The sequence below is a fragment of the Acetobacter sp. UBA5411 genome (assembly GCF_002409645.1).
Classification (GTDB): Bacteria; Pseudomonadota; Alphaproteobacteria; order Acetobacterales; family Acetobacteraceae; genus Acetobacter.
In genome coordinates this window covers 112,460-124,768 of sequence record NZ_DHNR01000043.1, presented here as the reverse complement: position 1 = coordinate 124,768, position 12,309 = coordinate 112,460, and the positions used below count along the sequence as shown (strand labels likewise).

The following is a 12,309-nucleotide window of genomic DNA, read 5'->3' as shown; positions in this document are numbered from 1 at the left end:
GTGTCGTCACGGACAGGAACCAGCGGTCTTTTACCCGCCTTGAGTCTGTCAATGATAAGGGTATTGGTGAAGCTTTGCGTTTTTCCCGGACCGTAGAATTCCGGTGCGCGGGCGATGAGCACGGGAATGTCCCCGCGTGCCATCTCCTCCAGCACCATCAAGGCCATTGCGGCGCGCACCCGCCCTTTCCGGCCAACCGGGGCAAAGCGCGTTTCCTCCGTCTGGATCTGACTGTTCTGCGGATACATGTAGGTATTGTCGAAATAGGCAAAGCTCGCACCCGCCATTCTACACGCCTGTAACGCATTTCTAAGCATAACGGGAAACTGCTCTTCCCAGAGTTTGCTGTCAGGGGGCAGGCCAGCCGTGAAGTAGACGATCCGGCTGCCTTTCACTGCCTGTATCGCCTGCCCTGCATCAAGCAGGTCCGCTGCCATGAGAGTATCGTCTTCGTTGACCCTACGAGGATTGCGGCTCACGAGCCGCAACTCCCCCGTATGATGCTGATGTAATGTCCGCGCCAGTTCGGTGGCGATCTGACCATTCGCGCCCAGGATCGTTTGCATGCGTTTCACTCTCCGCGTTGTCTCGCAGGTAATGGATACGCAGGCTAACGTTGAAGTCAGATTTAATGTCAAAGGGCATATTGACCTTTAATCAGGCTCGAACGTTAGAGGCTTAGTGTGTCGGCGCACCCTGCCGCACTGAAAGGGGCCTGTCATGAATCGTCATATCCTGCACGTTGCCACTAACATTTCTCATTTTTCCAATTCGGCTCATCAGACCGGACTGTGGTTGTCGGAACTGACGCACGCCTGGGATGTATTTGCCGCCAGCGGTTATGAACAACGCATTGTCAGCCCCAAAGGCGGCAAGGTTCCGCTTGATCCGCGAGCATTGAAATGGCCAATGCGCGATGCCTCTGCCAGAGCCTGGCTGGCCGATCCGGCAAAAATGGCCCTGCTGTCTTCAACGGATTGCCCCGCAGACATCAATCCGGACGATTACGATGCGATCTATTTCACCGGCGGTGATGGCGTGATGTGGGATTTTCCGGACAGCGTCGGTCTGCAGGCCATTACCCGTGCATTGTGGGAAAAGGGCGGCGTTGTCTCCGCTGTCTGTCACGGTTACTGCGGGCTTCTGAACACCCGGCTTGCAGACGGTTCGCTTCTGGTCTCAGGCCGGAAAGTGACCGGGTTTTCATGGACTGAGGAGAGACTAGCAGGCGTCGCGCGCGAGATTCCTTACAACGCTGAGGCGCGGATGAAAGCGCGGGGTGCAATTTACGAAAAGGCCCTTTTGCCCTTCATGTCCCATGTCGTGACGGATGGAAGGCTCGTGACGGGGCAGAACCCGCTATCCGCCCTGGCAACCGCGAGAAAAGTTGTCTCTCTTTTGAACGCGATTTAACGGGATGCCGCTTTTTTTCTGAGATCCGGGCTTATTGACTGACGACGATCCGCTTTATCCAGAAGACGCACACCGTCAGACGTGATGTCGAGATCTTCAGCAGGCTCAGCAAGTACGTTTGTCAGAATGCGACGGGCATTGGCCGCGCAGTCCATATCTTCAGGACGCGTCTTAATATCTTCAATCAGACGCAACAGATGAGCTTTACTCTGGGTCAGGCGAGCCTGAAGTGCCTCAATATCCGCAACCTTACGCGTCAGGGCGCCTGTCAGGGCCGCATGATCCCAATGTGTCAGATCAGAGGGCAGCAGGGCGCGGATTTCGTCGAGGGTAAACCCGGCTCTCTGCGCCGTTATGATAAGACCCAGAATGGTCACGGCCTGAGATGAATAGGTTCTGTATCCGTTGGACCGACGGTCAACTGCTTTTAGCAATCCAATGCGCTCATAGAACCGGATTTTGGAAGTCGTCAGACCACTTTTCTGGGCCAGTTCCCCAATCCTCATGTCCGGTTTCCTATTCCAAATTCATCTTGACGTTGAACTTATGTTCAACGTTAGCGTCTGGACAATATCAAGCTCTGAATTGTTCAGGAGATGTATCATGCCATTCGTCACGACATCCGACGGCACGGAAATTTTCTACAAGGACTGGGGACCGAAGACTGCCCAGCCGATCGTCTTCCATCATGGATGGCCGCTCAGCGCCGATGACTGGGACACGCAGATACTGTTCTTCCTGAGCAAGGGGTTTCGCGTGATCGCGCATGACCGTCGTGGTCATGGACGTTCGGTGCAGGTAAGCGACGGGCACGACATGGATCATTACGCAGCTGACGCATCAGCTGTTGTCGAACATCTTGACCTGAAAAACGCCATCCATGTCGGGCATTCGACAGGCGGAGGACAGGTTGCCCGCTATGTCGCGAAATATGGTCAGCCTCAGGGGCGTGTCGCCAAGGCCGTGCTCATCAGTTCAGTGCCGCCTCTGATGGTCCAGACGGATCGCAGTCCTGATGGCGCACCGATCGAAGTGTTGGACGGACTGCGTGCGGGACTGGCCGCCAATCGCGCGCAGTTCTTTCTCGACGTGCCCACGGGTCCGTTCTACGGCTTCAATCGCACGGAAGCAGAAGTTTCCGAAGGGACGATCCGTAACTGGTGGCGTCAGGGCATGATGGGCAGTGCAAAAGCCCAGTATGAAGGGATCAAAGCCTTCTCCGAAACCGACCAGACAGAAGACCTGAAGGCCATCACAGTGCCGGTGCTTGTGCTGCAGGGCGATGATGATCAGGTCGTGCCTTACAAGAACGCCGCGATCCTTCAGGACAAGCTGCTTCAGGACAGCACGCTGAAGATCTATCCCGGTTATCCGCATGGCATGCACACGACACATGCGGACATCATCAACGCCGATATTCTGGCGTTTATCACCGGATGAAACGTGTGCCGTAGCGATGTTGTCTTTCCATCTGGCAGGTGAAGGCTTTGTGGTCTTGCCTGCCAAGTGACTGTTGTAAAATTTTCCCGGCATGATCGGATTTACGATAACGTCGCTTACAGACGTAGTGTTTGCAATGAGCGTGAAAGCTGACTTGCTTCCATCAATTACTTTAAAAACAAAGCCCTCTACTTCTTCCCATGCCCACTCACATTTGCCCCGGCATCCGGCCGCAACCGTGCGGCCACCGGCACTGCAATGCAGGTCAGCGCGCCCACCACCAGAAACCCCACTCTGAAATCCGCCGCCACCGCCTGAGGATGATCCTGAACAGTGCGCGACACCGTCACGGCCAGTGCGGCCACGCAGATGCCAGCTGACAGCATCATCTGCTGGAAGGTGGAATAAAAACTGGTCGCATTGCTCATCCGCTCTTCCGGCAGATCGGCATAGGCGATGGAGTTGTAAGCCGAGAACTGGATGGCCTGCACGGCACCGGACGCCAGCAGCACCAGTGTCAGCGCCCAGAGCGGCCAGCCCGGCTGGAAACAGGCGATTGCGCCAAAAGTGAGCGCGCCGCCCCAACCCATTGTCATCATCACGGTCCGGAAACCGAAGCGACGGAACAGGCGCGGCACATACAGACGCGAACAGAGCGCTCCGATGGGGGCTGCAAAGACGACCATACCGCTTTGCGCTGGACTCAGTCCGAAACCGATCTGCAACATAGCGGGCATCAGGAACGGAAATGACCCGGCGGCAAGACGCGAAGCCGCACCGCTCAGGACGGACAGGCGGAAGGTCGGAACATCCATCAGCCGGAAATCAAGCACCGGATTGGGGCAGCGCTTCATGTGACGGAAATAGCCTAGAAACAGACAGGCTCCGGCGATCAGCAGACTGGCGGAAAACCAGTAGGGTTTTGCGTTGTGGCTGATCATCTCCGCGCTGAAGGACAGCAGCGCCAGACCGCCACCAGCCAGTCCCATACCGGGCCAGTCGAAGGGACGGCTCTGCTTTTCCCGCAACTGGGGAACGTGTTTCCACGTCAGGTAAAGTCCGAGCAATCCGACGGGTACGTTGATGTAAAAATTCCAGCGCCAAGACAGCAGGGTTGTGATGAAGCCACCCAGCACGGGGCCGAGCATCGGGCCAAGCGTGGCGGGCATCATCATCCATGTCATGGTTTTCAGCAGTTCGGATTTGGCGACGCTTCGCAGCAGCACCAGCCTGCCGACAGGGACCATCAATGCGCCCCCTACTCCCTGCAGCATGCGTCCGAAGGCCAATACGGGAAGACTGCTCGCCTGCCCGCAAAGGATGGAGCAGATAATGAACAGGGAGATCGCCGTCATCAGGGTCGTGCGGCTGCCGAAGCGATCAGCCACCGCGCCGGATGCGGGAATGAAGATAGCCAGTCCGACGATGTAGGAGGTCAGCGCCACGGAGGCCGCCACCGGGTCCACATGCAGCGAAGACGCGATGGCCGGAAGGGCCGTTGCCAGAATAGTGCCATCGAGCTGCTCCATGAACAGGAGGCTGGAGATGGTCAGAGCGATGATCTGGGATCGGCGAAGGGCTGGCATGCGGGCCACAAAACAGATTTTCCAATCGGGGCACAACAGACGGATGACCGCAGTCACTCATGTCTGATCAGAATTACCCATTAAAACTGTTTGCCATAAAAAGCGTTGCATCATCAGTGAGATCGGTTCCAACTATACCGACAGGAGCCGCTTTGCGGTTCCGCGTCCCACTGACGCCTCAGAATTGTGAGAAGGAAGACAGACATGTCAGACGACAAGATCAACACCACAGAAGAAAAAATTCATGGCGTCGTCGATCAGGCTAAAGGTCACATCAAGGATGCGGCTGGCGGTCTGACGGGAGATATGGGCCTTCAGGCTGACGGCAAGGTCGACCAGCTCGCCGGCATCGCCCGCGAGGAATTTGCCGATCTGTATGAGGAAGGCGAGAGCCTAGTGGAGAAAGGCGTGTCCTTCGTGCGTGACAAGCCGCTCTGCGCGCTGGGTATCGCCGCTGCGGTTGGCACGTTCATCGGCTGGCTGCTGATGCCGCGTCGCAAGGGCTGAGCCTCACATTCAGGAGGGGGATGGGTCTGCGATCCGCCCCCTTTTTTACGACTCGTGAAGAGTCATCCTGTTTTCTCCCCTTGTGGGAGATTTTTTTTGCTCGCGACTCTTGCGCGGTCACGAGAGAAAATGGTTTTCCTTTATTGCGAATCGTGATTCAAACGACTCGATGATTCATATCGAGTCGTTTTGAGACTTCGGAAAGGGGACCATGCCGGATTTTTTGCTGGAAACAGAATATGGGGGCCGCGTGGCCGGAGTGGATGAGGCCGGTTGCGGTCCTCTCGCCGGCCCTGTCGTTGCGGCTGCCGTAGTTTTCGGCGCAGGCGTTCCTGAGGATCTGGCGGCAAGCATCGATGATTCAAAGGCGCTAACAACGGCCCGTCGTGAGGCTATTGCCGCACGCCTGCCGAGTGTTCCAGGGATTGAAATCGGGATCTCCGCCGCCTCGGTCGAAGAAATTCTTCAGCTCAACATCCTGAAGGCAGCGCAACTCGCCATGGCCCGCGCCGTGGGCAAACTGCCGTCCCCTCCCCGCATCGCGCTGGTCGACGGCAACCGCAAGCCGCCTCTCGACGTGCCTGTGCGCACGATTGTGGGTGGAGACGGCATCAGCCTGTCCATCGCCGCCGCCTCGATCCTCGCCAAGGTTACACGCGACAAGATCATGAGCCGCCTGGATGCGCGCTGGCCCGGCTATGGCTGGGCGAAGAACGCAGGTTACGGCACCGCCGCTCATCGAAACGCCATTACGACACAAGGGTGCACTCCGCACCATCGCCGCGGCTTCGGCACTGTCCGCAAGCAGCTTGAACTCACTCTCGCCAACGGAGGCCCTGCATGAGCGGCGCTATCAAGAACACTTCAGACCTTCCGCTCGACAAGATCCTCTGTGGTGAATGCGTCGATGTCATGCGCAGCCTGCCGACGGCCAGCGTCGACTGCATCTTTGCTGATCCACCATACAACCTTCAGCTTCGTGGTGAACTGCGTCGTCCAGATGACAGCGTCGTGGACGGTGTGGACGATGACTGGGACAAATTCTCGGATCTGGAAACCTATGACCGTTTCACACGGGAATGGCTGAGTGAGGCGCGACGTCTGCTGCACAAGGACGGCACGATCTGGGTCATCGGCTCGTATCACAACATCTTCCGTCTGGGCGCGATCCTTCAGGATCTCGGCTTCTGGATCCTGAATGACATCGTGTGGCGCAAATCCAATCCGATGCCGAACTTCCGGGGCCGTCGCTTCACCAACGCACATGAGACGATGATCTGGGCGGCCCGCAGTCAGGACAGCAAGTATCGCTTCAACTATCAGGCCATGAAGGCTCTGAATGACGACGTGCAGATGCGCTCGGACTGGTATCTGCCGCTCTGCACGGGCAATGAACGCCTGCGCAACGAGCACGGCCTGAAGCTGCATCCGACACAGAAGCCGGAAAGCCTGCTGCACCGCGTGCTGCTGGCCTCTACGGCTGAGAACGACGTGATCCTCGACCCCTTCACGGGAACCGGCACGACAGCCGCCATGGCGAAGCGCCTGCGTCGTCATTTTGTCGGCATCGAGCGTCACCCTGATTACGCAAAGGCCGCTGCCGAGCGCGTTGAGCGTGAAGAGGCTCTACCACAGGACGCCGTCGCCACCACGCCAATGAAGCGGGAAGCGCCGCGTGTGCCGTTCGGCAGTCTGGTCGAGCGAAACTTCATCACCGCAGGAACGGTGGTCTATGACCGCCAGCGCCGCGTGTCCGCCACAGTGACGCCGGACGGCACGCTGGTCAGCGGAACACAGCGCGGGTCCATCCACAAGCTGGGCGCGCTGCTGACGAATGCTCCGTCCTGCAACGGCTGGACGTTCTGGCATTTCGAGCGTGATGACACACTGGTGCCGCTGGATGCGCTGCGGTCGGAGAGCCTTGCCGCTGACGCGGAAGCTCTTGCTCTGGCCAGCGCCGAGGTTCCCATCGCCGCCCAGTGACGATGGTGGCCTCTATCGCATGCGTCTGTGTCTGATCCGGCAGACGTAAAAGCACAGCCGGAAGATTTCCCGACAATCGACAGGTAAGAGACATTTGGCCTCCCTGATGTCGCTCTTGCCGGGAATCAAAAAGGGCGCTCCGAAGAACGCCCCCTGCAATCACTCAATCTGTAAGCAGGCAGCTCTAGCTGCCACCAAACCCGAGGAAGCCGACCGATGGCTGGGCCTGTCCGCCTGAAGCATCGTAGCGTCGATCGATAACCGACTGGGTTTTGTCACGGGCTGCGCGACCGCCGATACTCAAGTGACCCGAGCCGTTTCTCATGCTGATGCCGGAATTCGCCACCGTGCTGGTTGTCACACCGGCAGAATCATCAATGGTGCGCATGGACAGCAGAAAGAACATGATGTCGTTACGGTTCAGGTCGATGGCCATATCCAGAGGCGTCTGCCCCAGCACATTGTGCCCGTTCAGGTCCGCGCCACGGCTGACGGCTTCCTTGGAAGCGCCCAGACTGCCCCGGTTGATCGCTTCAAACAGGGCAGCGGTCGGCTCCATGTCGCCATTGGCGTGACCGGCCTCATCTTCGTTCGACTGCGCGCCTGGCAACGCCGCAGGCGGCGCTGCCTTGCGGGCGTCCCGTCTGGCTTCGGCCTGTTTGGCGGCGTCTTCCGCTTCCTCCTGATCCGCATCCTGCGCGTGGGCGCAGTGAATGGGCGTCACACACACCACCCCTGCCAGCAGCAGAAGAGGTATGAGCCCCTGCCGGACGGACCGGCGTTTCATATCAGAACAGAAGAAGCTGTACATTGTGCGATTGGTACTCCCAGCACCTCATCACTTAGTAAAAAAAACACTTTTTTGCCAGTGATGCCGAATCGGTATTTTCGTGAAATCTAAAATAATTCTCGCAGCAGCTTTTCTGATACTAAATGTAGCAAAAACCTGTTGGCCCGTTGCAATATTTCACAATGCCTCCCCAAACGAGAACGACTTGCAATTAGAACATAAAAATTAACAAAATTTCATGTTCACGTCTGTTTACGCCTCACAGGAAAAAGTTTCGTATTTTCAGCATGATAAAATTAAACACTCATGTGATATGAAAACTTTTTTAAAGGCTGAAAGCACCGTTCCCGAATGTTGAAGATGGGCTTTTTACTGCTATGCAGACTTCGGGTCAGACCTCTGCTTAATCGACACAAGCCCTTTCAGAACGCCCCAACAGAACTGTGGACGGAAATCGACAGAAGTTATGAGTGAACACAATTCTTCTCCTGCTCCCTCTCCGTCCCCTTCGCCCCACCGATCTTCCCGTTCCCGCCGCTGGATATGGGTCATTCTTGTCCTGCTGCTGATCGGCATACTGGCTTATGTTTTTCTTGGTCATCGTGAAAAAACCAGCCGCAGAGTCGGCTCGACCACGGGGGTGGCCCAGCCGGTTACGGTGGAGACTGTCGCGACCGGTGATATGCCCGTCATTCTGACCGAACTCGGAACCGTGGTGCCCATCACCAACGTGACGGTGCAGACCCGTGTTGAGGGCTATCTGATGGACGTGAAGTTCACGGAGGGCCAGCACGTCAAGAAAGACGATTTGCTCGCCATCATTGATCCGCGTCCGTACGAGGTCGCGCTGCACCAGTATCAGGGCCAGCTTGCGCAGGATCAGGCTCAGCTTGAACGCGCCCGCATCGACAATGCCCGCTATCAGAAGCTGATCAAGCAGGACAGTGTGGCCGCCATGACCGCGCGGGATCAGGAATTTACGGTCAAGCAGCTTGAAGGCACCGTGAAGGTTGATCAGGCGCTGGTCGATAATCAGAAACTTCAGCTCGTCTACTGCCACATCACCGCACCCGTGGATGGCCGCGTCGGTATCCGCGCCGTGGACAAGGGCAACTACGTCACGGCGGGGCAGTCAGGCGGTCTGGCCATCCTGACCCAGATGCAGCCCATTTCCGTCATCTTCACCCTGCCGCAGGACCAGTTGCCGGAAGTTGCCGATCAGCTTCGCGCTGGCAACCCGTTGCAGGTAGAAGCTTGGAACAGCTCCAACACGCAGAAGATCGCCACCGGCAGCGTCAGTTCGCTCGACAGCCAGATCGACACCGCTACGGGAACGGTCCGTCTGCGCGCCATTTTCCCAAACGAGGACGAACACCTGTTTCCCAACCAGTTCGTGAACGCCCGCCTGCTGGTGAAGACGCTACATAACGCCATCATTGTCCCGTCCAATGCGCTCCAGACCGGTCCGAACGGCCAGTTCGTTTATGTCGTGAAAAGCGACAACACCGTCGATGTCCGCAATGTGAAACCGGGCATTACGGACGGCACGCGCACGGTTGTCAGCGATGGTCTGAAACCGGGCGATCGCGTGGTGACGGACGGCACCGACCATCTTCGCGCCGGAGCCGAAGTGAGCATTCCTGCCGACCACCCGGACACGACCAAGCAGCAGCAGGATGCGCATCCGGCCTCGTCACACCGTCATCACAACAGCACCAACTGACGCCAGACCGTGAACCCCTCACGCATCTTCATCGAACGGCCCGTCGCCACCACCCTGCTGATGGTGGCGATCCTGATCGCCGGTCTTCTGGGCTATCACTTCCTGCCCGTTTCAGCGCTGCCGGAGGTCGAATATCCGACCATCACGGTGCAGACCTTCTATCCGGGTGCGGGTCCGGATGTGATGGCCACCTCCGTCACGGCGCCACTGGAAACCCAGTTCGGGCAGATGCCGGGACTGGACCAGATGACCTCCCGTTCTTCGGGTGGCGCATCTGTCGTCACACTGCGCTTCGGGCTGAGCATGTCGATGGATGTGGCCGAGCAGGAAGTGCAGGCTGCGATCAATCAGGCCAATTCGCTGCTGCCGACCGATCTGCCCGCGCCACCAACCTACGCCAAGGTCAACCCTGCCGACACTCCCGTGCTGACGCTTGGCATTACCTCGAAGACCATTCCGCTGCCGGAGGTCGAGGACTATGTCGATACGCGGCTTGAGCAGAAGATCAGTCAGATTTCCGGCGTTGGTCTCGTCACCCTGTCGGGCGGCAATCGCAAGGCGATCCGGGTGCGCGTCAACATTCCCAAGCTGACATCCTACGGCCTCGATCTCGATACGCTGCGGACCACGATTGGCAATGTGAACGTCAATTCCCCAACCGGCACGTTCGACGGCGCTCAGCGCGCCTCGACCCTGCGCGTGGATGGACAGATCGCCAGCGCGACGCAGCTTCTGAATCAGGTCATTGCCTATCAGAACAACGGGCCGATCCGTCTGAAGGATGTCGCCACGGTTGTCGTCGGCGCTGAAAACACACAGCTGGCCGCGTGGGCCAACACGACACCCGGTCTTGTGCTGAACGTGCAGCGTCAGCCGGGTGCGAACGTGATCGCGGTGGTGGACAACATCAAGGCGATCCTGCCGCGGCTTCAGGAATCCATGCCGCCGGGGATCGACATTGTTCCCCTCACCGACCGCACTACCACCATCCGCGCTTCCGTCGCCGATGTGGAGTTCGAGCTGTTTCTGGCTCTGGCGCTGGTCGTTGCGGTGATCTTCGTGTTCCTGCGCAACATCCCGGCCACGATCATCCCGAGCCTTTCCGTGCCTCTCTCCATTGTCGGCACCTTCGCCGTCATGGATCTGCTGGGCTTCTCGCTCGACAATCTCTCGCTCATGTCACTGACCATCGCCACGGGCTTTGTCGTGGATGACGCCATCGTCATGATCGAGAACATCTCCCGCTATATCGAGCAGGGTGACGACCGCATGACGGCCGCCCTGAAGGGCGCGGGCGAGATTGGCTTCACCATCATCTCGCTAACCATCTCGCTGATCGCCGTGCTGATCCCGCTGCTGTTCATGGGCGACGTGATCGGGCGTCTGTTCCACGAATTTGCGCTGACGCTGGCCATCACCATCATTCTCTCCGCCGTTGTCTCCCTGACGCTCGTGCCGATGATGTGCGCCCGTCTCCTGAGTGAGCGTCCGCACACTGTGGAAGACGCCAAGACATGGTTCCAGCGCTGGTCGGCCCGTATGGAAGTCGCCACCAACCGGCTCATCGCGGCGTATGACCGGGCGCTGGATGTCGTACTGGCGCACTCGGGCACCACGCTTCTGGTCTTTGGTGCAACCCTGCTGCTGACCGGTTTTCTGGCGTGGGAAATCCCCAAGGGGTTCTTCCCGGTTCAGGACACCGGTGTCATTCAGGGCATTTCCGTCGCCGCTCAGGCCACGTCTTTCGACGCGATGAAAACCCATCAGCAGGAGCTGGCTCAGGCGATCCTGAAAGATCCGGATGTTGTGTCGCTGTCTTCCTTCGTGGGTGTGGACGGACAGAACTCGACACTCAATCAGGGCCGTTTCCTGATCAACCTCAAGCCGCATGACGAACGCAGTGGTTCCGCTCAGGAAGTGGCGGCGCGTCTGAGTGAGGAAACCGCGAACATTGCGGGCATCAGCCTCTATCTCCAGCCCGTGCAGGACCTGTCGCTCGACACGACGGTCGCCGCCACACAGTACCAGTTCCTGCTGGAAAACCCGGATTACAACGAATTCAAGACTTGGGTGCCGAAGCTGGTTGATGCCCTGCGGCAGGAACCTTCCCTGTCTGACGTGACATCCGACCTTCAGGCGGAAGGACTGGTCGCCCGCGTCACGCTCGATCGTTCGACCGGCGCGCGTTACTCGATCACGCCGCAGACCATCGACAACGTGCTGTATGACTCCTTCGGTCAGCGTCAGATCTCGACCATCTACACGCAGTCGAATCAGTATCGCGTGATTTTGGAAGCTGATCCGGCTTTCCAGAAAAGCCTTGCCTCACTTGACCAGCTTTACCTGCCGGGCATCTCCGGCAACTCCGGCGAGAGTACCTCCGGCCCGACCCGTTCGCCGACCTCCGGCCTCGTTCCGATGGCTGCCGTCACGACCATCACGCGGGAAACGGCCCCTCTGCTGATCACGCATTTCGGTCAGTTCCCGGCCACGACGATCTCCTTCAACGTGTCAGAAGGCTATGCGCTCGGACAGGCCACGGACGCGATCCGGCGTGTCGAGAAGCAGCTTAAACTGCCGACGGCTTTTCAGACCTCGTTTCAGGGAACGGCGGCTGCGTTTCAGGGCTCTCTGAGCAATGAGCTGTTCCTTGTCGCGGCGGCGCTGATCGCGGTCTATATCGTGCTCGGCATTCTCTATGAGAGCTTCGTGCATCCGGTCACGATCCTGTCCACCCTGCCCTCCGCCGGCATCGGCGCACTGCTGATGCTGCGGATTTCGGGGGCAGGACTGGATGTGATGGGGATCATCGGTCTCGTGCTGCTGATCGGTATCGTCAAGAAGAACGCCATCATGATGATCGACTT

Annotated in this window: 11 protein-coding genes; 7 read left to right on the top strand and 4 right to left on the bottom strand. The window is 58.3% G+C overall.

Annotation, left to right across the window (positions count from 1 at the left end; genetic code table 11):
* Positions 1–566, bottom strand: a 566-nt coding sequence (locus B3759_RS16510) for an NAD-dependent epimerase/dehydratase family protein (protein ID WP_291367699.1), incomplete at its 3' end; no start/stop codon positions are given.
* 154 nt (positions 567–720) lie between these two features.
* Between B3759_RS16510 and B3759_RS16505 the strand changes: the two genes are divergently transcribed.
* A complete protein-coding gene (locus tag B3759_RS16505) occupies positions 721–1,413 on the top strand; it encodes a type 1 glutamine amidotransferase domain-containing protein (protein ID WP_291367698.1) in 693 nt (230 codons plus the stop codon).
* On the opposite strand, the gene B3759_RS16500 is transcribed toward B3759_RS16505, so the two are convergent.
* Positions 1,410–1,919, bottom strand: a complete 510-nt coding sequence (locus B3759_RS16500; protein ID WP_291367697.1) for a MerR family transcriptional regulator — start codon at positions 1,917–1,919, stop codon at positions 1,410–1,412. The two genes, B3759_RS16505 and B3759_RS16500, sit on opposite strands and share 4 nt — an antisense overlap.
* Before the next feature lie 97 nt (positions 1,920–2,016).
* On the opposite strand from B3759_RS16500, the gene B3759_RS16495 reads away from it, so the two are divergent.
* The gene (locus tag B3759_RS16495; protein WP_291367696.1) at positions 2,017–2,853 is read left to right on the top strand and encodes an alpha/beta fold hydrolase; all 837 of its coding nucleotides are present in this window, start codon (positions 2,017–2,019) and stop codon (positions 2,851–2,853) included.
* A gap of 188 nt (positions 2,854–3,041) precedes the next feature.
* Here B3759_RS16495 and B3759_RS16490 read toward each other — a convergent pair whose 3' ends face one another.
* Entirely contained in the window at positions 3,042–4,439 is a 1,398-nt protein-coding gene (locus tag B3759_RS16490) for an MFS transporter (RefSeq protein ID WP_291367706.1), read from the bottom strand.
* A 204-nt stretch (positions 4,440–4,643) separates the two neighbouring features.
* Here B3759_RS16490 and B3759_RS16485 point away from each other — a divergent pair, with 204 nt between their 5' ends.
* The 3 genes from B3759_RS16485 (at position 4,644) to B3759_RS16475 (ending at position 6,929) form a co-directional block, all read left to right on the top strand.
* Positions 4,644–4,946, top strand: a complete 303-nt coding sequence (locus tag B3759_RS16485; RefSeq protein WP_173572864.1) for a CsbD family protein — start codon at positions 4,644–4,646, stop codon at positions 4,944–4,946.
* Between the two features lie 211 nt (positions 4,947–5,157).
* Positions 5,158–5,790, top strand: coding sequence for a ribonuclease HII (locus B3759_RS16480; protein ID WP_010666319.1), 633 nt, complete (start codon positions 5,158–5,160; stop codon positions 5,788–5,790).
* Positions 5,787–6,929 (top strand): site-specific DNA-methyltransferase, encoded by a 1,143-nt coding sequence (locus tag B3759_RS16475; RefSeq protein ID WP_291367692.1) that lies wholly within the window; start codon positions 5,787–5,789, stop codon positions 6,927–6,929. The genes B3759_RS16480 and B3759_RS16475 overlap by 4 nt, the downstream gene beginning before the upstream one ends.
* Before the next feature lie 184 nt (positions 6,930–7,113).
* On the opposite strand, the gene B3759_RS16470 is transcribed toward B3759_RS16475, so the two are convergent.
* Entirely contained in the window at positions 7,114–7,716 is a 603-nt protein-coding gene (locus B3759_RS16470) for an ankyrin repeat domain-containing protein (RefSeq protein WP_408736513.1), read from the bottom strand.
* Positions 7,717–8,185: 469 nt separating this feature from the next.
* On the opposite strand from B3759_RS16470, the gene B3759_RS16465 reads away from it, so the two are divergent.
* Together B3759_RS16465 and B3759_RS16460 are read left to right on the top strand one after the other, a co-directional pair.
* A complete protein-coding gene (locus tag B3759_RS16465) occupies positions 8,186–9,442 on the top strand; it encodes an MdtA/MuxA family multidrug efflux RND transporter periplasmic adaptor subunit (RefSeq protein WP_291367689.1) in 1,257 nt (418 codons plus the stop codon).
* A 9-nt stretch (positions 9,443–9,451) separates the two neighbouring features.
* Positions 9,452–12,309, top strand: a 2,858-nt coding sequence (locus B3759_RS16460) for an efflux RND transporter permease subunit (RefSeq protein WP_291367688.1), incomplete at its 3' end; no start/stop codon positions are given.

Excerpts from the sequence above, each read along its gene's own strand:
- B3759_RS16475 (WP_291367692.1), top strand. The coding sequence starts at position 5,787 with ATGAGCGGCGCTATCAAGAACACTTCAGACCTTCCGCTCGACAAGATC.
- B3759_RS16505 (WP_291367698.1), top strand. The coding sequence starts at position 721 with ATGAATCGTCATATCCTGCACGTTGCCACTAACATTTCTCATTTTTCC.
- B3759_RS16490 (WP_291367706.1), bottom strand. The coding sequence starts at position 4,439 with ATGCCAGCCCTTCGCCGATCCCAGATCATCGCTCTGACCATCTCCAGC.
- B3759_RS16500 (WP_291367697.1), bottom strand. The coding sequence starts at position 1,919 with ATGAGGATTGGGGAACTGGCCCAGAAAAGTGGTCTGACGACTTCCAAA.
- B3759_RS16485 (WP_173572864.1), top strand. The coding sequence starts at position 4,644 with ATGTCAGACGACAAGATCAACACCACAGAAGAAAAAATTCATGGCGTC.
- B3759_RS16495 (WP_291367696.1), top strand. The coding sequence starts at position 2,017 with ATGCCATTCGTCACGACATCCGACGGCACGGAAATTTTCTACAAGGAC.
- B3759_RS16480 (WP_010666319.1), top strand. The coding sequence starts at position 5,158 with ATGCCGGATTTTTTGCTGGAAACAGAATATGGGGGCCGCGTGGCCGGA.
- B3759_RS16470 (WP_408736513.1), bottom strand. The coding sequence starts at position 7,716 with ATGAAACGCCGGTCCGTCCGGCAGGGGCTCATACCTCTTCTGCTGCTG.
- B3759_RS16465 (WP_291367689.1), top strand. The coding sequence starts at position 8,186 with ATGAGTGAACACAATTCTTCTCCTGCTCCCTCTCCGTCCCCTTCGCCC.